We start from the raw sequence: 23,958 nt of genomic DNA on the forward strand, positions 1-23,958 counted from the left end.
GGAACGTGAGGTGAACGGAACCACCACCTGAGTCGCATATTCCCCCTCACCCTAACCCTCTTCCTCAGGGTGTGGGCTGGAGTGGAGGGGAACAGCGCCGCCGGGCGCCTGTCATGATTCTGAAATAGTTCTGTCATTTTCACTGCGTAGACTGGCCCACGTCTAAGGCATTGTTAATGAATACAATTATGAACTTAACCAAAATTTTCCGCCGCTTTACTCCCCGGCAGTTTGGTTTGCTGGCGGGGATCTTCTGCATTATCGGGCTCTTTTCCGCCCTGCAAATCTCTTCTTCGGTTTTACTCTCCGTCTCGCTGCGTGATGCCCAGCGCAATGAACAGCGCAATCAGATGGCGTACCTGCAACAGACGAAGGTCGATCAGGCGCGGATATCCCTGCTGGCGGCCAGCGATCTGCTTAACCGGGCGGGGGTTTACTTTATGCAGGATAAAGAGACCGGCTCGGACGGAAGCTGGCACAGCCTGATGGATGAGGCCCAGCAGGCGTTACGGGATTCTCAGCAGGCCTGGCAGGCGTGGCAGGCGATGCAGCCGCCGCGGGATGAGGCGCTGCTCAACAGCTATCAGCTGTTCTTCGATGCCATCCGCGAACAGGCTGACGGCCTGGTCAACAGCCAGTCGATTGACGCCTTTTTTGCCGTACCCGCCCAGGCTTTCCAGGCCGATTTCAATGACAACTACGCCCGCTATCAGCAGGCCAGCGCCCAGCGCGCCGCAGAAGGGCGTCAACTGCTGACCGCCAGCCTCTCCAGTCTGCAGTTCCTCTATCTACTGGCTCCGGTGGTGCTGGTGGCGATCGCCGTGGCGGTGTGGTTTGCGATGTCGCGCTGGGTGATCGTGCCCCTGCGTCGCCTGATCGCCCATATCAATCTGCTGGCGGCGGGGGATCTCTCCGCGCCGCCGCCGGGCGTGAAGCGTTTCAACCGCGAGATGGCGCAGCTTGGTGACAGCGTCGATACCCTCCAGCAGGGCCTGCAGCAGCTGGTGACCCAGGTCAGCGAGGCGACCACCTCGATGGTGACCAATATTGGTTCCCTGGCGCAGGGCAATCAGAAGCTCTATCACCAGTCGGCGCGTCAGGCGCAGGAGCTGAAAGAGGTCACCGCGCACATTGCCGATCTGGAGACCCACGTCGAGGGCAACAGCGGCTATGCCAGGCTGGCAAGCTCCCGTGCGGACGAGGCGCGGGCGATGGCGGCTGGCGGGGATCGGATGATGGAGACGGTGAACGCTTCGATGGCGGCAATTGTGGAGCGCTCTTCCGAGATGCGCGGCATTGTGGCGATCATCGATAACGTGGCGTTTCAGACCAATATTCTGGCGCTGAATGCGGCCATCGAAGCGGCGCATGCCGGGAATCAGGGGCGTGGCTTTGCAGTGGTGGCGCGGGAAGTGGGCCTGCTGGCGCGCAAAAGTAGCCACTCGACGCAAACCATTCAGCAGCTGATTAACCACTCGTTGCAGGGTATTGAAGATGGCTCGAAAGCGGTCACCCGGCTGGAGGATAACCTGCAGCAGGTGATCGGTCTTGTGGGCAATCTCTGCAGCTTACTGAATGAGATTTCCGCCGCCACCCTCAGCCAGGGCGACAGCATTCACCGGATGACCGGCCAGCTGCAGGCCCTGAATCAGGTGGCGCGCCAGACCGACGACCTGGTTAACACCGCCTCCATGGCTTCCCAACGGCTGCATGATGAATCCGGCCTGCTGTTACAGGCGGTCTCGCGTTTCCGACTTCCTGCCTGACGTCATCCATAAGCCTCTGTTATACTCGCAGGCCGTTTTTGGCCTGTGAGCAAGGAGCAACCGATGGCTGCGAACATCAATAATCAGATGCTGGAAGCCATTCTGGCGCAAGTACGTCCCTTACTGGGCCAGGGTAAAGTGGCCGATTACATCCCGGCGCTGGCCTCGGTTAACGGCAACAAGCTTGGGATCGCCATTCGTACCGTCGACGGCCAGCACTTCCAGGCCGGGGATGCCACCGAGCGTTTTTCCATTCAGTCGATCTCGAAAGTCCTCAGCCTGGTGGCGGCCATGCGCCAGTATGACGAGGATGAGATCTGGCAGCGGGTGGGGAAAGATCCTTCCGGCCAGCCGTTTAACTCCCTGCTACAGCTGGAGATCGAACAGGGCAAGCCCCGCAATCCGTTTATCAACGCCGGGGCGCTGGTGGTGTGCGATATGCTGCAGAGTCGTCTTAGCGCACCCCGACAGCGGATGCTGGAGATCGTGCGTCAGCTCTCCGGGGTGAGTGATATCGCCTACGATGCTGCCGTGGCCCGATCGGAGTTCGAACACTCGGCGCGCAATGCGGCGATCGCCTGGCTGATGAAGTCGTTCGGTAATTTCCATAACGACGTGCCGACGGTTCTGCAAAACTATTTTCACTACTGTGCGCTGAAGATGAACTGTGTCGAACTGGCTGACACCTTTCTGTTTCTGGCCGCGCAGGGCTATGCGCCGCATCTCTCTGAGCCCGTGGTCACCTCTATGCAGGCCCGACAGGTGAATGCCCTGATGGCGACCAGCGGCATGTATCAGAGCGCCGGTGAATTCGCCTGGCGGGTGGGGCTGCCTGCTAAATCAGGAGTTGGCGGTGGGGTGGTGGCGATTGTGCCGCACGAGATGGCCATTGCGGTCTGGAGCCCGGAGCTGGACGAGACGGGTAACTCTCTGGCGGGCGTCGCGGTGCTGGAGCGTCTGAGCCAGAAGCTGGGGCGTTCGGTCTATTAAGCGGCTCCTGCGGCGGGGGCTGACCGCCGGACCGTTAACCCCCCCTTAACGGGGTGGTGATTGTCATACCCCTAATGTGATATACATTAATCCCAAACTTTTAACATTCACCCGCGCGGGTGAAAATCATTGTTAAAAGCAACCCTATGGATTGATATTGCATGTCTTCTGCCTCCACCAGAACCTTCGCGCTTTTTCAGCCGCAAAGTCCCTTACGTAATGCGGTGGGCATATTTGTCCTGACCACGCTGTTCTATTTTATTGGCGCGCAGCTACGTCTGGTGGAGTCCCTGTCGATGTTCTGGCCGCTGAATGGGGTGATGGCGGGGGTGTTTGCCCGTTATGCTTACCTCAACCGGCTGCACTACTATGCGATATCGTACATTGCCATGCTGCTGTACGACCTCATCACCACCAACTGGGGTATCACCTCGCTGGGCATTAACCTCTCGAATATGATGTTTATTGTCACCGTTGCGCTGCTGGTTCAGCGCGACAGGCGGCTGAAAAACAGTACCCCGGATCCGGTCAATGCCCTGCGACTGTTTAACTATTGCCTGCTGGCCGCGCTACTGTGCGCCCTGGTCGGGGCGCTGTCGTCAGTCGGGTTGGACAATCGCACCTTCTGGCCGCTGGTCGCCGACTGGTTTAGCGAACAGTTCTCCACCGGAGTGTTAATCGTTCCCTGTCTGCTGACCATCACCTGGCCCGCGTTCACCCGGACCCTGCGCGCCAGCCATTTGATGCCGGTGGTACTACTGGTGATCTCTGTCGTGGCCTCGGTGGCGATCGGCGGGGCCGGTGCGCTGGCGTTTCCGATGCCGGCGTTGATCTGGTGCGCCGTACGTTATTCGCTGCCGGCAACCTGCCTGCTGACCTTTGTCACCGGGGCGGTGGAGATCACCCTGGTCGCCAACTCCATTATTACCATCGTGGCGACCACGCCGCTCACCACCCCGATGATGTTCTCCGCCCGTCTGGGGATCGCCACCATGGCCATCTGCCCGATAATGGTGTCGGTCAGCATGGCGGCCATCAACTCCCTGATCCGACAGGTCTCCCTGCGTGCCGATTATGACTTTTTAACCCAGGTTTACTCCCGTTCCGGGCTGTATGAAGCGCTGAAGCGTGATGAGGGAACACGCAAAAGCCCGCTGTTAACCGTCATGCTGCTGGATATCGACTATTTCAAAAGCATCAACGACAACTTCGGTCATGAGTGCGGCGATACGGTCCTGGCGGCTTTTGCCCGTAAAGTGCAGGAGACAGTGGGGAGCGAGGGGCTGGTGGCGCGAATGGGTGGGGAGGAGTTTGCAGTGGTGATTAATACCACGTCGGCACAGCAGGGTTACGCCCTGGCGGAACGTATCCGTACCACCATTGAACAGTATCCGTTCAACTGGCGCGGGCAGGCGCTGTTTTTGACCGTCAGCATTGGTCTGGGCAACGGAAAATCGGAGTCGTGGCAGCTGACGGACGTTTTCAATCGTCTGATGAGCGAAGCGGATGATTATCTGTATCGCTCGAAAAAAGCAGGGCGAAATCGCACCAGCGCCCGAATGACAGAGATAACGTCTGCTGCGCAAAAGGCTGCGGCATCGGAACCGCTGTAATCGTTTGCCTGCACGGCACATGGGCCAGTAGCATATATTCACGAAACTGATAAATGCCTTGATACGTATTTTGTACGTCAATAATATAATGGGGTGATTATTTCGGAAAATTCGTGTGATGAACGCATCTGACAGACTCAGTAAATCCCCTCGCGTGCCTGGCAGACGGTTTATCAAACGCATGTTCCTGATGCGAGTGCTTGGAACATTTCTCTGCTTTTTCCCCATTCTTTCGGTTCTGGTGGAACAGCAACGTTCACCCTGGCTTATGGGTCTTCTGGCGATCAACGCCTTTATCTGGCCGACGCTGGCCTTCTGGCGTGCACGTCGCTCTGCCGCGCCGCTGAGTACCGAACACCAAAACCTGGTGCTGGACGCCGGCGCGGGCGGGTTCTGGATCGCCATGATGTCGGCGAACCCGCTGCCGTCCGTCGCCATTGCTACTATCCTACTGGCCGATCGGCTGGCGGCCGGGGGGTTCCCGCTGATGAAAAAAGCCGGAGCGGTGATGCTGGCGGTCTTCATGGCCAGCTGGCTGACGCAGGGGATGGCGCTGGTTCCCTGGGTGTCGGAGCGTACGATGTACGCCACGCTGCCGCTGATTGGCATCTATACTGTAGCGCTGAGCGTGCTCACCAACAGTATCGCCATGCGGCTGCGCTTTAAATCGCGCGAGCTGGAACGCATTGCGATGATGGACCCGCTGCTCGACATTGCTAACCGGCGTCTGCTGGAGAAGCGTATCGATCATGAGCTGCACAAGCTGCGGCAGACCTGCAGCGAATCGGCGCTGATGTTTATTGATATCGATAACTTTAAAGAGGTTAACGATCGCTTCGGCCATAAGGTAGGGGATATGCTTTTAGTGACAGTGTCACAGATATTGCATATCGCCACCCGCCAGAGCGATACCCCGGCGCGGCTGGGCGGGGATGAGTTTGTGATCCTGCTGCCGGATACGACCCTGGACGAGGCGCACGTTGTCGCGACCCGCATTATGGATGCTGCCGCCGTGATCGATGGCGTAGCGGAAGACGTGGTCCAGTGTACGATGAGTATTGGCATCGCCATCGCCACCCGGGAAATGAAAAATGTTACAGACTGGTTACAGGCGGCCGATATTGCGCTGTACCAGGCGAAACGTGAAGGGAAAAACCGCATCTTTGCCCACTAAGCGGCGTCAGGATGCGCTAAGCTTTTAAAAAGCCTGATGTCCGGAGCCCCCAATGAAATCACCCTCACGACCCAACAATGAAGTGGAGCGTCTCAGCGCCTTGCGCGAATCCGGGCTGCTGGAGATCGAGAATCACCCGAGCTATGACCGTGTGACCCGGCTGGCAAAACGCCTGTTTTCCGTCCCGGTGGCGATGATCAATCTGGTGGACGAGCATGTGGTGGTGGTTAAATCCGCCGATGGCGGTGACGCCACCAATCTGCCGCGAAATCTCTCTTTTTGCGGCCATACCGTGCTCAGTAATGCCCCGCTGGTAGTGCCTGATACCCTCGACGATGCCCGTTTTGCGGATAATCCGCTGGCGACCGACGATAATCCTGTCCGGTTTTATGCCGGTCATCCACTGCATCTGCCCAACGGTGCGACGGTGGGATCGCTGTGCATTATCGACCACCAGCCGCGGCAGTTTTCGTCCTCTGACGTTGAGGCGTTGGCCGATCTGGCGGCGCTGGTGGAGGCTGAGTTCGCGGCAATCTGCGCCAACATCGTCGACGACCTGACCGGGCTGTATAACCGCCGTGGTTTACATCATCTTGCTACCTACGCCATCAGCGCCGCACGCCGTCGGGCTGAGCCGCTGACCCTCGCCTGGCTGGATCTCGACCGCTTCAAACAGATTAACGCCCGGTACGGTCGTGCCGATGGCAATAACGCCCTGAAGGCGATGGCCGGTCTGCTGAGTTCCACCTTCCGCCAGGCCGACGTGCTGGCGCGCTACGGCGGGGATGAGTTTGCGATCCTGTTTGCCAACAGCGACGAGAAGGGGGCGTGGATCGCCATGCAGTATCTGACCGAGCAGGCCGCGGTGTGGAATGAGCATGCCGAGTATCCGTGGGCGCTCTCTTTCTCCTGGGGCGTCAGAGAGTTTGATCACGATCGCGACGATCTGGCCAGCTGGCTGACCACGGCCGATGAGATGATGTACTCCATGAAACAGCAGCGCGGCACCGGATGCTGAGATAAGAAAATCCTCTGACACAGGCCCTTGTGTTACAAAAATGTAAAGCGCATGGTGATGCCGTTGATAAAAAGGAGAATAATGATGCCATCACCTGCTATTCAGATCTTTTCGCGTGAGGATATCCTTGCGCACCACCCTCAATTAGCTGACATCCTGCACAGCTGTGTCACCGGCGGCGCGTCGGTGAGCTTTATGTTGCCCTACAGCCATGAGCAGGCCAGCGCATTCTGGCGTGGCGTGGCCGACAGCGTCGGGCGCGGGGAGCGTACCCTGCTGATATCGACCAATGCCGAAGGCGACATCACCGGCACCGTGCAGCTGATCACCGATCAGCCCGACAACCAGCCGCACCGGGCAGATGTTGCCAAACTGCTGGTTCACCAGAACGCGCGCCGCAACGGTGATGCCGGACGACTGATGCAGGCTCTGGAAAACGTGGCCCGCGACAAGGGTAAAACCGTGCTGGTGCTGGATACGGCCACCGGCAGCGGGGCGGAGACCTTCTATCAACGGGCGGGATGGCAAAAAGTGGGGGAGATCCCGCGCTATGCCCTGATGCCCGACGGTGAGATGACGGCTACCTCAGTCTTCTACAAATTCTTATAGATCCTGTCACAATTCGCACCGGGTTTGATCCAGACCGGGGTTTGTGGTCGTTAAGTTTTGATAAGTTATCGTACCAATCTTATCAGGCTGTATGACTAATCATTACAAGGACCCCATTGTGAACACACTGAACCGTCGTGATTTCCCCGGTGCTCTCTATCCTGAACGTATCATCCAGTTTGGTGAGGGCAACTTCCTGCGCGCGTTTATTGACTGGCAGATTGACCTGCTCAATGAACATACCGACCTCAACGCCGGTATTGCGATTGTCCGCCCGATCAAAAGCGATTTCCCGCCTTCACTGAGCACCCAGGACGGCCTCTATACCACCATCATCCGTGGTCTGAACGAGCAGGGCGAAGCGGTCAGCGACGCGCGTCTGATCCGCTCAGTTAACCGCGAAATCAGCGTTTACGACCAGTACGATGAGTTCCTGAAACTGGCCCACAACCCGGAGATGCGCTTTGTCTTCTCCAACACCACCGAAGCGGGCATCAGCTATCACGCCGGGGATAAGTTCGAGGATGCGCCTGCGGTGAGCTATCCGGCAAAACTGACGCGTCTGCTGTTCGAGCGTTTCAGCCATTTCAACGGTGCCGCCGATAAAGGTTGGGTGATCGTTCCCTGCGAACTGATTGACTATAACGGCGACGCCCTGCGCGAACTGGTGCTGCGTTATGCTCAGGAGTGGGCGCTGCCAGCGGCCTTTACCCAGTGGCTGAACGACGCTAACAGCTTCTGCTCAACCCTGGTTGACCGTATCGTGACCGGCTATCCACGCGACGAAGTGGCCCAGCTCGAAGCCTCTCTCGGCTATCACGATGCTTTCCTCGATACCGCTGAACACTTCTACCTGTTTGTGATCCAGGGGCCGAAATCACTGGCGCAGGAGCTGCGTCTCGATAAGCTGGCGCTGAACGTGTTGATTGTTGATGACATCAAGCCGTACAAAGAGCGCAAAGTGGCGATCCTCAACGGGGCGCATACCGCTCTGGTGCCGGTGGCCTTCCAGGCCGGGCTGGATACCGTGGGTGAGGCGATGAACGACACCGAGATCTGTGCGTTTGTTGAAAAAGCGATCCATGAAGAGATCATCCCGGTGCTGGATCTGCCGCGTGATGAGCTGGCCTCCTTCGCCAGCGCCGTGACGGGCCGTTTCCGCAATCCGTATATCAAACACCAGCTGCTGTCGATCGCCCTTAACGGTATGACCAAATACCGCACCCGCATTCTGCCGCAGCTTCTGGCAGGGCAGCAGGCCAGCGGCAAACTCCCGGCGCGTCTGACCTTTGCCCTGGCGGCGTTGATTGCCTTCTACCGCGCAGAACGTAACGGCGAAAGCTATCCGGTGCAGGACGATGCACACTGGATCACCCGTTTCCAGCAGCTGTGGACCCAGCATCATGACCAGCAGATCACCACCCGTGAGCTGGTGACGGCGGTGCTGAGCGTCAGCGAGCACTGGGAGCAGGACCTGACTCAGGTCAATGGCCTGGTAGAGCAGGTTGCGCTGGATCTGGATGCCATTGTGCTGAAAGGGATGCGCGCAGCGGTTAAACCGCTGTGTTAATCCTTTAGAATTTGCCGGGTGGCGCTGCGCTTACCCGGCCTACAGGGCTGACTCCCTCTCCCTTGTGGGAGAGGGCTGGGGTGAGGGGGAGCATACCGCAGATAACTTTTCTTCTTCTCCGTATTAGTTACAACATACTTTAACCTCTTCCTGTTACGCCACATCTTAGCCCCCGTGCGGCCTGCCATCCGCCTCGCAAAAACGTCATCATTTTTTAACATACTTGCAACCGTGACGACGATCACGTTTAATAGTCACCGCTCTTTTTTCCCGATGAAGCTGACTATGATTGTTCGTCCTCAACAGCACTGGTTGCGCCTGATTTTTGTCTGGCACGGTTCCGTGCTGACCAAAATCTTTTCCCGCCTGTTTCTTAACTTTTTGCTCTCTATCGTCGTGATCCTGATGCTGCCCTGGTATACCTCGCTGGGCATCCGGCTGACGGTAGCGCCGTTCAGCATTCTCGGGGTCGCCATCGCGATCTTCCTCGGGTTCCGCAACAACGCCTGCTACGCACGCTATGTCGAAGCGCGCCTGCTGTGGGGCCAGCTGATGATTGCCTCGCGCTCGCTGTTCCGCGAAGTCAAAAACACCTTGCCGGACGATCCGGCGCTGGGTGAGTTTGTTCGCCTGCAAATTGCCTTTGCCCATTGCCTGCGCATGACCCTGCGCAAACAGCCGCAGGCCGACCAGCTGTCGGCCTATCTTTCCGAGGAGAACCTGCGCCTGGCGATGGACTCCAGCTCGCCTGCCAACCGCATCCTGCTGATCATGGGAGAGTGGCTGGCGGTAAGACGCCGGAAAGGGGAGCTGTCGGACATTCTGTTCCACAGCCTGAATATTCGTCTGAATGATATGTCGATCGTGCTGGCCGGCTGCGAGCGTATCGCCAATACCCCGGTGCCTTTTGCCTACACCCTGATCCTGCACCGCACCGTCTACCTGTTCTGCATCATGCTGCCGTTTGCCCTGGTCAGCGACCTGCACTACATGACGCCGTTTGTGTCGGTACTGATCTCCTACACCTTTATCTCGCTGGATACCCTGGCGGAAGAGCTGGAGGAGCCGTTCGGCGTCGAGAATAACGACTTGCCGCTGGATGCCATCTGCAATGCGATGGAGATTGATTTGCTGCAGATGAATGATGAGCAGGAGATCCCGGCGCGCAAAATGCCGGACAAGTATTACCAGCTGACGTAGGAGTTTGTATCCCAGTGTATCTGCGCCGGAGCAGGATACAGCACCTTGCAAAACCGGCAACTTTGCACATATTCGCCATACATCATGGTGGTGAGATAAGCGGGTGTTATTCATAACCCGGAGATACCACCATGATGAACAAACTGGCTTACTCAACCCTCGCTCTGACGCTCTCTTTCGCCACCGTTTCTGCCTGTCAGGCCGAAGCGGCAGGCCCTGACTATGCCGCCGCCTTTAAACAAATCCGCCAGATTGACGCGGGCGATCTGAATATTGGCTATGTCGATATCGGCCCAAAAAACGGCGAGCCGGTGATCCTGCTCCACGGTTGGCCGTACGACATTCACAGTTACGCCCAGGTCGCTCCCGCGCTGGCTGCCAAAGGCTACCGGGTGATCGTCCCGTACAACCGCGGGTTCGGTACCACGCATTTCCTGTCGGCAGACACGCCGCGCAACGGTCAGCCTGCGGCTATGGCAAAAGATGTCATTAACCTGATGGATGCCCTGAAAATCAAACGTGCGGTCTTCGCCGGTTATGACTGGGGCGCCAGAACGGCGGATATCGTGGCGGCGCTGTGGCCGGAGCGTGTTAAATCGCTGGTTTCGGTGAGCGGGTATCTGATTGGCAACCAGAAGGCCGGGGAAAAACCGCTCCCGCCGCAGGCCGAGCTGCAGTGGTGGTATCAGTTCTATTTCGCCACCGAGCGCGGCGAGAAGGGCTATGCTGCCAACACCCATGACTTTGCCAAACTCATCTGGACGCTGGCCTCGCCCGGCTGGAAATTCAGTGATGCCACCTTTAACGTCAGCGCCAAAGCCCTGGATAACCCGGATCACGTGGCGGTAACCATCAGCAACTATCGCTGGCGCCTGGGACTGGAAAAAGGCGAGCGCCGCTACGACAGCTATGAACAACGGCTGGCGGCTGGCCCGACCATCAGCGTGCCGACCATCACCATCGAAGGCGACAATAACGGTGCACCGCACCCGGCACCTGAGGTGTACGCGGCGAAATTCACCGGTAAATATCAGCATCGCACCTTTACCGGCAACATTGGCCACAACCCGGCCCAGGAAGATCCGCAGGACTTCGTTAAGGCGGTGGTGGATGCGGATAAGTTGTAAGCAATCTATGCTATTTTTGGCGCATTGCTGATAAACAGGAGCTTAGGGTGGAGACAACCGATCACATTCTTGTCGTTGATGACGACCGGGATATTCGCGAGCTGGTCGTCGATTATCTGGTGAAATCGGGCTACCGCGCCACCGGCGCCGCCAACGGCAAAGAGATGCGCGCCGTGCTCGATAAACAGGCGGTCGATCTGGTGGTGCTGGATATCATGATGCCCGGCGACGACGGACTGACCCTGTGCCGCCAGCTGCGCAGCGGCCAACATAAAGATCTGCCGATTTTGATGTTGACCGCGCGCCACGACGACATGGATCGCATCCTGGGCCTTGAGATGGGTGCGGACGACTATGTGGTCAAACCCTTTGTAGCGCGCGAGCTGCTGGCGCGGATCAAAGCCATACTGCGCCGCCATCGCACGCTGCCGCCCAACCTCCAGGTGACCGAAGCCGGGCGGATCATCGCCTTTGGCGACTGGCAGCTCGACACCAGCGCCCGTCATCTGCTGGATGCCTCCGGCACCATCGTGGCGCTGAGCGGGGCGGAGTACCGTCTGCTGCGGGTGTTTGTCGATCATCCCCAGCGCGTATTAACCCGCGATCAGCTGCTTAACTTCACCCAGGGGCGGGATGCCGAGCTTTTTGAGCGCTCCATCGATCTGCTGGTCAGCCGCGTGCGTCAGCGTCTGAATGAGGATGCGCGCACCCCACTGTATATAAAAACAGTACGCAGCGAAGGGTATGTCTTTTCCATGCCGGTAAGCATTCTTGAGGCTAAAGAGTGAGGCTCTGGCCGCGTTCGCTGCACTATCGTCTGCTGGTGATCGTCCTGCTGGGATTGCTGCTTGCCAACGGCCTGAGCCTGACCCTGGTGATGGCCGAGCGCATGAGCAGCGTGCGCAACGTGATGCTGGGCAATCTGCAGGACGATGTCTCCACCAGTGTGGCGATTCTGGATCGGCTGCCGGCGAATGAGCGGGCGCAGTGGCTTCCGCGCCTCGATCGGGATAACTATCACTATCTGCTGGGGCCGGGGGAGCCGGGGGCTCCGCCCGCTGACGCCCGTTCCCGGGATGCAGTCCGCACGTTAACGGAGACGCTGGCGACCCAGTATCCGCTGCGTTTCACGGCGGTACCGGGGCCGGTTTCGCATATTCAGGCGCACCTGACGCTGCGCGACGGCTCGCCGCTGACGCTGGATCTTACTCCCCGGATGCCGCCGGTGGCCCGCTGGCTGCCGGTGGTGTTTATTATTCAGCTGCTCCTGGTAGTGATCTGCGCCTGGCTGGCGGTGCGCCAGGTGGTGCGTCCCTTCACACGTTTTACCCGGGCAGTGGATACCCTCGAGCCCACCAGCCCCAATCCGCTGACGCTCACTGAGCAAGACCCTCTGGAGGTGCGCCACGCCGCGCGGGCGTTCAATGCGATGCAGGACCGGATCCAGACCTCCCTGAAGGAGAGGGCGCAGATCCTCGCCGCCATTTCTCATGACTTGCAGACCCCCATTACCCGGATGCGGCTGCGGGTGGAGATGGCCGACCAGCCGGAGCTGCGCGACAAACTGACTCAGGATCTGGACAGCATGACTCGGCTGGTGCGGGAGGGGATCGACTACGCCCGTTCGTCTGGGGTATCACCCGAGCCGCTGCGCAAGGTCGATCTCTATAACTTTATTGATACGCTGGTCTGTGATTACGCCGATACGGGTAAAAACGTGCAGTTTAACGCGACCCGTACTGCCGTCCCTTTTGCTACCCGTCCGCAGGCGCTGCACCGCATCCTGACCAATCTGCTGGATAACGCCCTGAAGTTTGGCGACGCCGCAGAGGTGACGCTGACGGTGCACGACGACAGAGTGCAAATCGCCGTGGTGGATAACGGCCCGGGTATTCCGCAACATGAGCTGGCGGCAGTGTTACAGCCGTTCTACCGCGTGGAATCCTCCCGCAACCGGGAAACTGGCGGCACCGGACTTGGGCTGGCGATTGCCGTTCAGCTCACCGCCCAGATTGATGGTCAATTGCAGCTGGCGAACCTGCCTGAAGGCGGGCTTTGCGCACGGATTACCTTGCCGGTGGTGTGAATTGCCGGGTGGCGGCTGCGCCTTACCCGGCCTACAAAACCTTTCCTTTGCCCTGGTAGGCCCGGCAAGCGTAGCGCCGCCGGGCAGTCAGTCCGCACGCAACCCGCCATTTGTACCGTACTGTATCCCCCCGTTACACAAATACACCATCTGACAAAACCCCCAATCCTGCGCATATGCCAGACACATCCCCACGCTGTAATAGCCTCACTGCACTCGTCGCAGCCAACCGCTTTAGTGAGGTCTGTTATGTTTCTCGTGATCGCATTTTTAGGGGGCATGGTCAGCCTGCTCAGCCCCTGTACGCTTCCGGTTATTCCGCTGCTGTTCGCCGGCTTTCGTGGGCAGAAGCGCCAGCTTATCGCCATGCTGTTCGGCATGGTGCTCATGTTTACCCTGGTCGCCAGCCTGATCACCGTCGCCAGCGACTGGGTGGTCAGCGCGACCCTGGTCGGGCGCTGGATTGCGCAGGGGTTGTTGAGCCTTACCGCGCTGGCCCTGATCTTCCCGACTTTTGCGCAGCGCATTGCTGGCCCGGCATTACGCCTCGGTAATACGATTAATTCCCGCAGCACCCGCACCCGGGGGATAACCTCGGCGATGCTTGCCGGGCTGGCGGTCGGGCTGCTGTGGTCGCCGTGCGCCGGGCCGGTGTTAGGGGCCATTCTCAGTCTGAGTATCGCAGGGCATAACCCCGTCGCTACTGGTAGCCTGCTGGCGGCCTACGGCAGCGGCTGTGCGGTGATGCTCGCGCTGCTCGGCTTTAGCGGGCAGGCACTGATTGCGCGACTGAAAAGCAAATCAGGACTGATGGACGGGCTGCGAAAAGCGGCGGGGGTGGCGATGCTGATGTCGGTCGCCTTTACCGCGTTCGGGCTGAATAGCGTTTTTCAGGGGGCAAACGGCGTGGCCGACCGTCTGGAGAAAACGCTGCTGCAGCTGGCGCCGGAAAGTCAGCCTCAGCCGACCCTCCAGCCGGTCGCGCAACCGGTCACCACCAGCGCTATGCCGTCGCTTGAGGGCGGTACCGGGTGGCTGAACGGTGAGCCGGTCACTCCGGCGTCGTTAAAAGGCAACGTGGTGCTGATCGACTTCTGGACCTGGGACTGCATCAACTGTCAGCACGCCCTGCCGCACGTTCGCGAGTGGGCCAACAAATATCAGGCCCAGGGACTGGTGGTGATTGGGGTACATACGCCGGAGTATCCGTGGGAAAAACCGCTGGCGTCGGTGCAGCAGGCCATCAACAAATGGCAACTCCCGTACCGGGTGGTTACCGACAACAACTATAGGATCTGGACGGCCTTCGGTAATCGCTACTGGCCAGCGCACTACTTCTTCGATGCCAAAGGCCAGCTGCGCTACGCCTCGTTTGGGGAGGGGAATAACGACAAGCAGGAGCAGGTGATCCAGCAGCTATTGAAAGAGGCGAAAGCGTAGTTACGGTTCGCGTCGGGCAACCATAAACAACCGCGGAAAAGCCAGCAGTATCTGCCCGTTCTCCTGCAGCGGATACTGCTCCTCCAGCAGCTGATGATAGCGGTGCAAATAGCGTTGTTGCTCGCGCTCATTCAGCTCCTGCAGCCAGGGGCGCAGGCCGGTGGCGCTTACCCAGTCGATAATGGCCTGATGTGAACTCATCTGGTGATAATAAGTGGTACGCCAGATATCCACCTCGCATCCCGCCTCGGTCAGAATGTCGTAATACGCATGGACGCCCAGCAGGGCAGCGCGGCCGCGATCCGGATAATCCTGTTCAGATGCCACCTCCCGCATCAGCACATGGGTTGGCTCGAGATCGTTATCCGGCATCTGGATCGCCAGCACGCCGTGCAGTTTTAGCAGCGAGACCAGATGCGGCAGCAGTTCGTAGTGGTTTTCCACCCACTGCAATGAGGCGTTGGCGTAAATCACACTCAACGCCTGTTCCGGGCGATAGTGGCGAATATCGGCCTCAACAAAATGGCAGCCCGGCAGGGCGGCTCTGGCTTCTGTCAGCATAGCGGGTGAGGTATCGACGCCCGTGATATGTGCCGAAGGCCAGCGCTGTTGCAGCAGCGCCGTGCTGTTGCCGGGCCCGCAGCCCAGATCGACCACATCGGTGACCTCATCCAGCGCAATGCGGGAGAGGAGCTCTAAGGCGGGGCGAGTACGTTCGGCGCCGTACTGCAGATAGAGAGCGGGGTTCCAGTCGGTCATGCAGTCATCTCCGGTTTGTTCTTTCCAGAAGTGTAGATGATGATGACAGAAATCCGTTTCTGTCGGTGTGATTCGCTAGAGGATCCCCTTCAGGGCAACGTGATACAGCAGCATGATGGTTTTGCCATCGACAATCAGGCCGTCATCGATGGCCTGCAACGCCTGGTCAACAGGCCACTCCAGCACCTCGATATCTTCACCTTCGGCTTCAATTCCGCCTCCCTGGCCTTTGCGATCGGCAGGACGATACTCCGCGATGTAAAAGTAGAGTTTCTCGGTGACTGAGCCGGGGCTCATAAAGGCGTCGAAAACCTTCTCCACGCGGTCGATCTGATACCCGGTCTCTTCTTCGGCTTCGGCTTTAATCCGCTGTTCCGGCGCCATGTTATCGAGCAGACCGGCGGCGGTTTCAATCAGATAGCCGTCGTGACCATTGATGTACACCGGAAAGCGGAACTGGCGGGTCAGGATCACCGTCCGTTTGTCGCGGTTGTAGAGCAGAATGGTCGCGCCGTTACCCCGGTCGTAAGCTTCCCGGTTCTGGCGTTGCCATTCCCCGTTACGGCGGCGCACATCGAAGGTATATTTTTTGAGTGTGTACCAGTCATCTGACAGCGTTTTGCTGTCGAGAATGCGTACTTCTGCACGATTTGATTGCACGGTGCCTCCTGTTTACGTAGAGTGGACATCATAAACTGCACGTTCGTGCAATATCAAGATTAAACATGCAACATCAGGAAAAGACCCATGCTCACTCGTCAACGCAAACAGCTGATCCTCGAAAAACTGAGTTCCGAAGGGCAGGTGCTGTCAAAAAACCTCAGCCTGGAATTTGAGGTGTCGGAAGATACCATTCGTCGGGATTTGCGCGAGCTGGCGGCTGACGGCCGCTTACAGCGAGTCCACGGCGGCGCACTACCGGCATCACAGGCGGTCTCCAGTTTTGCCGAGCGCAGCAGTCTGGGTATTGAGGCGAAAAAGCGGGTGGCGAAGAAGGGCGCGGAGCTGATCTCCCCGGGTCAGGTGGTGATTATCGACGGGGGGACCACCACCGCTGAGCTGGTGCGCTGCCTGCCTGCAGATCTCTCTTTCACCGCCGTGACCCATAGCCCGGGCATTGCTCTGGCGCTGGTGGACTGTCCGCAGGTGGAGGTGATCCTGATTGGCGGGCGGCTGTTCCGCCACTCGGTGGTCACGGTAGGTGCTGCGGCCATAGAAGGTATTGCGCATATCCATGCCGATCTGTTTTTCATGGGGGTGACCGGGATACATCCTGACGCCGGGTTAACCACCGGGGATTATGAAGAAGCGTGCATCAAACGTGCATTTTCCGGCAGAGCTGCAGAAACGGTAGTGCTGGCCTCCCCGGAAAAAATCAACACTGCATCATCCTTCAGGATCGGTGAGCTATCGCTAATTAATACTGTGGTGGTTGAGGCCGATACCGACAGCCGCTGGGTGGAGGCGGTCGGTGGGCAAGGTGTTTCTGTGATTAAGGTTTAATTACAGTATTATGTGGTTTAACACCTTAATGCCCGGTTAAGGTACAAAATAATGGATTTAGACTTCAAAAAGCCTGATGAGATCGTCAAGTCAATGTGTGAGCGGTTACGCCTGGAGCGTATTTGACGCCAGTTTACCAAGGTCGAACTGGCGCAACGGGCTGGCGTGGGAGTGAATACGGTTTCAAATCTCGAGGCGAGGCGCTGAATATAAAAACTGGATGCAAACATCAGCCAGCTCCGCTAAACAGAGGAAGAGCGCAGCCGCATAAGCTACGCTTCAGCTAATGCTTATTTAATAAAAGGACTGCATGATGCTGCAAAAAATCAGCCTGATCTCTCTCGCCTGTTTGCTGTTTACCGGGTGTATGTCCAATGAGGGCACATCCCCCGAAGAGAAGAAGTTTCGCAAAGTCGAGTCCGCGGCGAGCGAGTGCGCCGAGATTGTGAAAAACCAGACCATCGAACTCACCGCCGAAGGACAGGATGCCAATACCCGCTGGACGACCATAGAGTATGTGGTGCCTGGCCAGCATACCCGCACGGTGGAGTATCGTACCTCCTCGGTGCTGGATAACGGCGAGCCGGGCAAGGCGTGGCAGACCTGTATGTCGGACAAAAAAGCCCTGGTGCCTGAACTGAAAATATAAACTTTTGCCAGGAATAACCGGCAGCGATCCCAGGATCCCTGCCGGTTTTTTTTTGCAGCACGGCCCGGCATACAATATACTAAATTACATTATATAAAATTATATATTGATGGATGCAAACCATGGCTGTGATGGCAGATACTGATATTCAGGATGCAATGAAACAGGCGGCGTCAGGTGCCGCGGAGATTTTACGCGGTTTGTCCAATGCGGACAGGCTGCTGTTGATGTGTCAGTTAAGTCAGGGGGAAGCGAGCGTCGCGCAACTCGAAGAGGCGGTGGGGATCCACCAGCCTACGCTCTCCCAGCAGTTGGGGGTGCTACGCCGTTTAAAGCTGGTGGAAACCCGACGCACCGGCAAACAGATTTTCTACCGGATTGAGGATCCGCGGATCTTCGCGCTGCTCAATACCCTGTATGACCTCTATTGCCCACAGGCAGGAGACAATCATGTCGATTGATTTTACTCACTTTACGCCGCTGAGTAGCCTCGGCGGCGGGTTGTTAATCGGGCTTGCCGCCATACTGCTGATTCACTTTTGTGGGCGTATCGCCGGTATCAGCGGCATTTTGGCGGGCATGCTGACGAAGCAGACCTGGAAAGAAGGGTGGCGGATCGCTTTTATAGCCGGTCTGATTGGCTCGCCGCTGCTGTTTATGCTGTTTTTCCCGTTGCCGGACATTAACGTTCAGGCCTCCTGGCCGGTGATTATCGTGGCCGGTTTGCTGGTGGGCATCGGGACACGTCTCGGCTCGGGATGTACCAGCGGGCACGGCATTTGCGGACTGTCGCGCTTTTCTAAGCGATCTCTGGTCGCCACGCTGACCTTTATGGTTGTCGGCATTGTTACCGCAACGCTGACCGGTTTATGGCTGGGCTGAGGAAAATATGATGCTGGTAATTATGGCGTTTCTGTGTGGTCTGATTTTTGGCGCCGGCTTGCTGATTAGCGGTCTGGCGAATCCTGAAAAGGTGCTTGGTTTTCTGGATCTGTCTCAGGCCTGGGATCCCTCACTTGCCTTCGTGATGATTGGGGCGATTGCGGTGGGGATAATTGGCTTTGCGCTGGTGAAAGGCAGAAAAACAGCGTTTTGCGGGGTGCCGATTCTGCTACCAGAGAATAACACCGTTGACCGCACACTGGTGGTGGGCGCGATCCTGTTTGGTCTGGGCTGGGGGCTGGCAGGCATTTGTCCCGGGCCGTCGCTGATATTGTTGGGGGCGGGCATCGGCAAGGGGCTGCTGTTTGTTTTATCGATGCTTGCCGGGATGTGGATCGTTACCCGGGTCCGGTCATCTTAATCCACTTCTGGAATCACCAGGGAGGTGAGCACGTGGTCCTGCCAGACCCCATTGATCTTGAGATAAGAGGGCGCATACCCCTCTTTAACGAAGCCGAGGCTGGCCAGGGTTTTACTGCTGCGTGCGTTATCAGGTAGGTGGTTTGCCATAATCCGATGAAAGCGGTAATTGACCTGCACATAACTCAGCGATTCCTTCAGCGCCTCTTGCATCAGTCCTTGCCCCTGATAAGCGCGATCGAGCGAGAAGCCGAGATAGCACGCCTGGAAAACACCAAAGATAAAGTTGGTGAAGTTAATGCTGCCGATTATTTTATTCTCGCCTTTTAAGGTGAAAACCAGTTGCAGGCATTTTCTAGCGTTGTAATCGCTCTGCGCACTCTCAATTCGTTGAGATACGCTCTCCAGCGTGAAATATTCTTCATTGCGCAAGGGCTCAAAGGGCGCGAAATGCGATCGGTTTTCCCGCAGGAAAAGCAGGAGGCTGTCTGCCAGATCGGACGTCAGCAGATAAACGTCCGTCCTTTCGGTGGAGAATAACTTCATGTCGCGCTCTCATTAACATTATTGTCACATCGATTGTACTGATAATAACGTTCATTTCCAGCCTGCAACTGACTCAACCTACTAAAGTTAGGCTGGAAACCTTGACCCGATTTGCCAGATGCTATGGCATAGACATCCTGTTATCGAACTGTTCTGAAAAGAGAGTGCTATGAAATTATATGTGTATGAGCATTGCCCGTTCTGTATCCGCGCGAGAATGATCTTCGGCCTCAAAAAAGTGCCTTTTGAGCTGGGCGTGATCATGGAAGGGGATGCGGAGACGCCAACCCGCATGGTAGGTAAAAAGGTTGTGCCGATCCTGCAGAAAGAAGAGGGCGTATACATGCCGGAAAGCATGGATATCGTTCACTACGTTGACCAGCTTGATGGCGCGCCGGTTATTACCGGGGAGTGCAATCCGGTCATTGACGCCTGGTGCAAAGAGAATACGCGTGCCGTATTCAATCTGGCGATCCCGCGTTTTACCCGCGCCGATTTTAAAGAACTCGCCACACCCGCCGCGCGCGAGGCCTATACTCAGCGCGAGATTAACGCCTTTGGCGATCTGGATACGTTGATGGCGAATAGCCAGACCTACATCGACACGCTGGTGGAAGCGCTCGGTAAAATCGAGGCGTATTTGCAAGGGCGACATCCTGTCAGTATCACCGATTTTTATCTCTTCCCGATCCTGAATTCGCTGACGATTGTGAAAGGCTTCCCGTACACAGAGGCGCTGCGCGTTTATCTGGACCATATTTCCTCGGCCTGTAACGTACCGCTGTTTACAGACAAAGCTTTATAACGGCCAGGGGGTATGCCCCTTAAAAAGTGGTCGTCCGATTTTCGGTTGTGAGGGATTCATCGAATCCCTTAGATTCACCCTGTACCTTATTACAGGAGAGAATCATGACCTTCGCTGAACTTCACCATCAACACACACCCTTAGTTATCGCTAATGTCTGGGATGCGACCTTCGGGAGACTGAAGCAAGCAGGAGTAAGCCGTATCTCAATGGGGAACGTTGTACATTCGGCTATTCAGTTGCAGCTGAAGAATTTGCTGGAACGTATCCAGGCGCAGCAGTCATTTGCAGAGGTCTTTATTGATGAAAGTGCTCGATAGTAAGCAGTGCGATCTCTGGTATCAGGCATTACTTGAGCGTGATTCCGGGTATACCGGCGTATTTTATGTCGGCGTCAAAACGACAGGGGTATTCTGTATTGCGGTATGTCGGGCGCGGAAACCGAAACGTGAGAACGTAGAGTTTTATACAGATTTTAAATCTGCCCTCGATGCCGGGTACCGTCCCTGTAAAGTGTGTCGACCCACTGAAAATGCGCACAGTGCGCCGACGTTCATCGAACAGGCGCTTGAGCTTGTTCGTGCCGATCCTAAAACCCGGATAAGCGATACGGCTCTACGTAACCATGACATTAGCCCCGAGCGGGTACGACGCTGGTTTCTGCAAAATCACGGTATTACTTTTCAGGCATTTCAACGAATGCAGCGGATTAATATTGCCCTGCAGGAGTTAAAAGGTGGGCGTAACGCGACCGATGTCGCTTTTGACAGTGGTTACGAGTCACTAAGCGGTTTTGGCTATACCTGTAAACGTCTTACGGGCGTCGCGCCAACCGAAAAGACCAGGGTGATCGTTATTCACCGTTTCACCACCACGCTTGGCCCCATGTTTGTGTGCGCCACGGAACGGGGCGTGTGTCTGCTGGAATTTACCGATCGTCGTATGCTGGAGACAGAGTTTCGCGATCTCCAGCGTCTGTTAAGGGCGAGGATCATGGCGGGGGAAAATAGTCATACCCGCCAGGCGGTAAGAGAGATACATGAGTACTTCTCTGGTACCCGGCAACATTTTGATCTCACGCTGGATGCCCCCGGCACGGATTTCCAGCGCGCCGTGTGGCAGGCGTTACGCGACGTTCCTTACGGTCAGACATCCTATTATCAATCTCTTGCCGGGCAGATTGAAAAACCGACTGCCGTGCGCGCGGTGGCTGCGGCAAATGGCGCTAACCGGATAGCCATTGTAATTCCATGTCACCGGATTATCAGCAAAGAGGGGGCAATGACCGGTTACGGGGGAGGGATCGCACGTAAAGAGTGGCTTATTGAACATGAACGAAAGCAGCGTTCACTTTTTTGTCCTGCGGGCTAAAAAATACGGTAATGTATTTGTTAAATAAACAAATTCAGAACGCTATCCATGACACCTTTGTTATTCCATAAATATCACGGGCTCGGTAATGATTACCTGGTGTGCCACCGTTCTGTCGCAGAGCAGCTGAGCACTGAGCAGATTCGTATCCTGTGCCATCGCCATTATGGTGTAGGCTCTGACGGTCTGCTTATTGACAGTGGGGATCAACATCAGCCCACCTTACGCATCATCAATCCGGACGGTTCAGAAGCCGAGAAAAGCGGTAACGGTCTGCGCATCTATGCTCGCTATCTTTTCGATATTGGCCGCGTCGGACACGAGCCGTTTTTAGTGCACACCGCAGGTGGGGATGTACGTTGCCGGGTACATGACGATCCGCATCAGATCACGGTGGAGATGGGGCAGGCGAATTTCAGTCCGGCGGCACTGCCCGCGCTGATTGACCAACCTGAAGTGCTGAATCATCCCTTAAAGCTGGCGGATGAAACTATCCTGGTATCGCTGGTCTCAATGGGCAATCCACACTGTGTTGTGCTGGTGGATAAGCTCGATCTGGCGCTGGTTCACCGCTTAGGGCCGCAAATAGAAAATCATCCCGTGTTCCCGAAACGCACCAACGTCCAGCTGGTTGAGGTCGTCGATCGCACTACGCTGCGTATTGGTATCTGGGAGCGGGGCGCCGGTTTTACGATGGCATCCGGCAGCAGCAGCTGTGCAGCAGCCAGCGTTATGCGCAAATTAGACCGGGTCGATAATCGGGTCAGCGTGAATATGCCCGGTGGGCAGCTGCAAATCAGCTTTGATGACAATTTTCAGGTCAGCATGTCTGGCCCGGTGCATAAAATTGCCAGCCTGACGCTGGACGAAGACTGTTTTGCTGGTGGGACGGTCGCCAGCTGATTTTGCGTCTTCTCAGACCGGTAGCCTGCAGCGGGTTGCCGGTCGTTTTTAGGATTAACTACCGCGTTCCATAGCCTGATTCATCCTTTCCCTTATATTTCTCTGCGACCAATAGCCCTCACATCATAAGCTGGCAAATTATACATTTTGTTAACATTTATATTGCAGCTGCTGATGAATAATCTTAATAATATTTAGGCGCTTATATTTCATAGCGATCCAACATGTTAATAAAAATAATTATCAGGATAACTTATGACGACAAAACCTGCCGCTGAAGTGAGTGCGGTACCGGGTCTGTTTCAGACGCTAAAAACCTTCCCGGCAACTGTCCATGCGCTGCTCTTTTTTACCTTCATTGTTCGCTTTAGTTATTTTATGGCATGGCCGTTTATCGCGGTGATCATGACGCAGAATTACCATATGTCGCCGATTGCCATTGGCGTGGCGATGACCAGCAGTGCGCTGTTATCGGTGGCGCTCGGCATGTATGGCGGGCAGATTTCGGACAGGTTAGGGCGCCGGATCATTCTTCTGCTGGGCTGTGGCTTTTCTGCCGTAGGCTATATCACCCTGGCGCAGGCCACCGGGATGGGGCTGTTTATTACCGGCCTGATGATCATTGGCGTGTGCTTTGCGTGGGTTGATCCTCCGGTGCGTGCTCTGATGAGCGATTTGCTTGGCGATCGCCGCCGCCGTGCACTTGCTTTGCAAATGCGTTATTACCTGATCAACGTCGCGGCAGTATTTGGTCCGCTGGTCGGGATAGTCTTTGGCCTGACATCCCAGAAGGGGACGTTCCTGATCACCGGGCTGACCTATCTGCCGTTTTTTGTCTACGTGCTGCTGTTTATCCCGGCGGGTAAACTGGTGCGGGAACAGCAGGGGGCCAGCGCACCGGCGATTAAGCTGCATCAGGTAATGGGAATCATTGCCAGGGACAAAATCTATATTGCGGCACTGCTGTGCAGCATTTTATGCAGCATTGTGTTTATCCATTACGAAGCTGTATTGCCGCAATACCTGATGTTACTTGACGGCAACGCGGCGGTTAAGTTGATTACCCTTATACTGGTGACCAATGCCTGTACCGTGCTGGTGTTCCAGAGTTTTATTATGCGGTTTCTGGCGCAGATTAACCTGCCAAAACGCATTCTGCTGGGTGGCGCCATTTTTGCTTTGTCGCAGCTCTGCATGTTTGCCACGCGTTCGACGGAAGTCTGGCCATGGCTGACGGTCACCGTCGTGTTCAGTATGGGGGAGGCGATTCTGATGCCGAACCTGAATATTCTGCTCGATCAACTGGCACCGGCTGAGCATCGCGGTGCTTATCTGGGGGCTTCAACATTAACGACGCTGGGGGTAGCTCTCGGGCCGTTGATCGGCGGCGTGATGCTGGCCATGACCGGGGCGGGCGTATTTATCAGCACTGCATTACTGAGCCTGCTGCTGTGCGCGATTATTTATGCTTGTCGGGTCAGGATGTTGGTGCGTTTGCAGGATTGATGGTGATGATAGCCAGCGTGG

The 23,958-nt window shown here is 56.6% G+C and carries 25 protein-coding genes; 22 read left to right on the forward strand and 3 right to left on the reverse strand.

Annotated features, from left to right (window positions below):
* Window positions 1-188 precede the first annotated feature (188 nt).
* The 12 genes from G7090_RS10960 (at window position 189) to G7090_RS11015 (ending at window position 14,593) form a co-directional block, all read left to right on the forward strand.
* Window positions 189-1,766: a methyl-accepting chemotaxis protein gene (locus G7090_RS10960; protein ID WP_166185218.1), complete on the forward strand. Its 1,578-nt coding sequence runs from the start codon at window positions 189-191 to the stop codon at window positions 1,764-1,766.
* 63 nt (window positions 1,767-1,829) lie between these two features.
* Window positions 1,830-2,756, forward strand: coding sequence for a glutaminase B (gene glsB / locus G7090_RS10965; protein ID WP_106993870.1), 927 nt, complete (start codon window positions 1,830-1,832; stop codon window positions 2,754-2,756).
* A 161-nt stretch (window positions 2,757-2,917) separates the two neighbouring features.
* On the forward strand, window positions 2,918-4,369 hold the full coding sequence (locus G7090_RS10970; RefSeq protein ID WP_166182414.1) for a GGDEF domain-containing protein: 1,452 nt from the start codon (window positions 2,918-2,920) through the stop codon (window positions 4,367-4,369).
* Between the two features lie 181 nt (window positions 4,370-4,550).
* Window positions 4,551-5,543, forward strand: coding sequence for a sensor domain-containing diguanylate cyclase (locus tag G7090_RS10975; protein ID WP_166185222.1), 993 nt, complete (start codon window positions 4,551-4,553; stop codon window positions 5,541-5,543).
* Between the two features lie 52 nt (window positions 5,544-5,595).
* Window positions 5,596-6,561: a sensor domain-containing diguanylate cyclase gene (locus tag G7090_RS10980; protein WP_166182415.1), complete on the forward strand. Its 966-nt coding sequence runs from the start codon at window positions 5,596-5,598 to the stop codon at window positions 6,559-6,561.
* Window positions 6,562-6,642: 81 nt separating this feature from the next.
* On the forward strand, window positions 6,643-7,170 hold the full coding sequence (locus tag G7090_RS10985; protein ID WP_166182416.1) for an N-acetyltransferase: 528 nt from the start codon (window positions 6,643-6,645) through the stop codon (window positions 7,168-7,170).
* A gap of 118 nt (window positions 7,171-7,288) precedes the next feature.
* Entirely contained in the window at window positions 7,289-8,740 is a 1,452-nt protein-coding gene (locus tag G7090_RS10990; protein ID WP_166182417.1) for a tagaturonate reductase, read from the forward strand.
* 285 nt (window positions 8,741-9,025) lie between these two features.
* Entirely contained in the window at window positions 9,026-9,940 is a 915-nt protein-coding gene (locus G7090_RS10995) for a bestrophin family protein (RefSeq protein WP_166182418.1), read from the forward strand.
* Between the two features lie 131 nt (window positions 9,941-10,071).
* Window positions 10,072-11,067 (forward strand): alpha/beta fold hydrolase, encoded by a 996-nt coding sequence (locus G7090_RS11000; protein ID WP_166182419.1) that lies wholly within the window; start codon window positions 10,072-10,074, stop codon window positions 11,065-11,067.
* A gap of 47 nt (window positions 11,068-11,114) precedes the next feature.
* On the forward strand, window positions 11,115-11,855 hold the full coding sequence (locus G7090_RS11005; RefSeq protein WP_166182420.1) for a response regulator: 741 nt from the start codon (window positions 11,115-11,117) through the stop codon (window positions 11,853-11,855).
* The gene (locus G7090_RS11010) at window positions 11,852-13,153 is read left to right on the forward strand and encodes an ATP-binding protein (RefSeq protein ID WP_166182421.1); all 1,302 of its coding nucleotides are present in this window, start codon (window positions 11,852-11,854) and stop codon (window positions 13,151-13,153) included. Before G7090_RS11005 ends, G7090_RS11010 begins: the two co-directional genes overlap by 4 nt.
* Window positions 13,154-13,402: 249 nt before the next feature.
* Entirely contained in the window at window positions 13,403-14,593 is a 1,191-nt protein-coding gene (locus G7090_RS11015) for a cytochrome c biogenesis protein/redoxin (protein WP_166182422.1), read from the forward strand.
* Here the strand turns inward: G7090_RS11015 and tam are convergent, their stop codons facing one another.
* Both tam and G7090_RS11025 read right to left on the reverse strand, forming a co-directional pair.
* A complete protein-coding gene (gene tam / locus G7090_RS11020) occupies window positions 14,594-15,352 on the reverse strand; it encodes a trans-aconitate 2-methyltransferase (RefSeq protein ID WP_166182423.1) in 759 nt (252 codons plus the stop codon).
* Window positions 15,353-15,427: 75 nt separating this feature from the next.
* The gene (locus tag G7090_RS11025; RefSeq protein WP_166182424.1) at window positions 15,428-16,012 is read right to left on the reverse strand and encodes an NUDIX domain-containing protein; all 585 of its coding nucleotides are present in this window, start codon (window positions 16,010-16,012) and stop codon (window positions 15,428-15,430) included.
* Window positions 16,013-16,099: 87 nt separating this feature from the next.
* Here G7090_RS11025 and G7090_RS11030 point away from each other — a divergent pair, with 87 nt between their 5' ends.
* From G7090_RS11030 to G7090_RS11050, 5 genes are all read left to right on the forward strand, one after another.
* Window positions 16,100-16,855 (forward strand): DeoR/GlpR family DNA-binding transcription regulator, encoded by a 756-nt coding sequence (locus G7090_RS11030; protein ID WP_166182425.1) that lies wholly within the window; start codon window positions 16,100-16,102, stop codon window positions 16,853-16,855.
* Between the two features lie 310 nt (window positions 16,856-17,165).
* Complete coding sequence (locus G7090_RS11035; protein WP_146145502.1) at window positions 17,166-17,504, forward strand: hypothetical protein; 339 nt, start codon at window positions 17,166-17,168, stop codon at window positions 17,502-17,504.
* Between the two features lie 122 nt (window positions 17,505-17,626).
* Complete coding sequence (locus tag G7090_RS11040; RefSeq protein WP_166182426.1) at window positions 17,627-17,965, forward strand: metalloregulator ArsR/SmtB family transcription factor; 339 nt, start codon at window positions 17,627-17,629, stop codon at window positions 17,963-17,965.
* Window positions 17,955-18,386, forward strand: a complete 432-nt coding sequence (locus G7090_RS11045; RefSeq protein ID WP_166182427.1) for a YeeE/YedE family protein — start codon at window positions 17,955-17,957, stop codon at window positions 18,384-18,386. Before G7090_RS11040 ends, G7090_RS11045 begins: the two co-directional genes overlap by 11 nt.
* A 10-nt stretch (window positions 18,387-18,396) precedes the next feature.
* On the forward strand, window positions 18,397-18,807 hold the full coding sequence (locus G7090_RS11050; protein WP_166185227.1) for a DUF6691 family protein: 411 nt from the start codon (window positions 18,397-18,399) through the stop codon (window positions 18,805-18,807).
* On the opposite strand, the gene G7090_RS11055 is transcribed toward G7090_RS11050, so the two are convergent.
* Entirely contained in the window at window positions 18,804-19,352 is a 549-nt protein-coding gene (locus G7090_RS11055) for a GNAT family N-acetyltransferase (RefSeq protein WP_166182428.1), read from the reverse strand. The genes G7090_RS11050 and G7090_RS11055 overlap by 4 nt on opposite strands.
* Window positions 19,353-19,521: 169 nt before the next feature.
* Between G7090_RS11055 and grxB the strand changes: the two genes are divergently transcribed.
* From grxB to G7090_RS11080, 5 genes are all read left to right on the forward strand, one after another.
* Window positions 19,522-20,157 (forward strand): glutaredoxin 2, encoded by a 636-nt coding sequence (gene grxB / locus G7090_RS11060; RefSeq protein ID WP_166182429.1) that lies wholly within the window; start codon window positions 19,522-19,524, stop codon window positions 20,155-20,157.
* A 104-nt stretch (window positions 20,158-20,261) separates the two neighbouring features.
* Window positions 20,262-20,477, forward strand: a complete 216-nt coding sequence (locus G7090_RS11065; protein ID WP_166182430.1) for a hypothetical protein — start codon at window positions 20,262-20,264, stop codon at window positions 20,475-20,477.
* Window positions 20,461-21,528, forward strand: coding sequence for a bifunctional transcriptional activator/DNA repair enzyme AdaA (locus G7090_RS11070; RefSeq protein ID WP_166182431.1), 1,068 nt, complete (start codon window positions 20,461-20,463; stop codon window positions 21,526-21,528). The genes G7090_RS11065 and G7090_RS11070 overlap by 17 nt, the downstream gene beginning before the upstream one ends.
* Window positions 21,529-21,576: 48 nt before the next feature.
* Window positions 21,577-22,431: a diaminopimelate epimerase gene (gene dapF, locus G7090_RS11075; protein ID WP_166182432.1), complete on the forward strand. Its 855-nt coding sequence runs from the start codon at window positions 21,577-21,579 to the stop codon at window positions 22,429-22,431.
* A 255-nt stretch (window positions 22,432-22,686) separates the two neighbouring features.
* Window positions 22,687-23,937 carry an MFS transporter gene (locus G7090_RS11080; RefSeq protein WP_166182433.1) on the forward strand — a complete coding sequence of 417 codons (1,251 nt, stop codon included), beginning with the start codon at window positions 22,687-22,689 and terminating at the stop codon, window positions 23,935-23,937.
* Window positions 23,938-23,958 lie beyond the last annotated feature (21 nt).

The organism is Leclercia sp. 29361 (assembly GCF_011290365.1).
In the GTDB taxonomy this organism is placed as follows: Bacteria; Pseudomonadota; Gammaproteobacteria; order Enterobacterales; family Enterobacteriaceae; genus Enterobacter; species Enterobacter tamurae.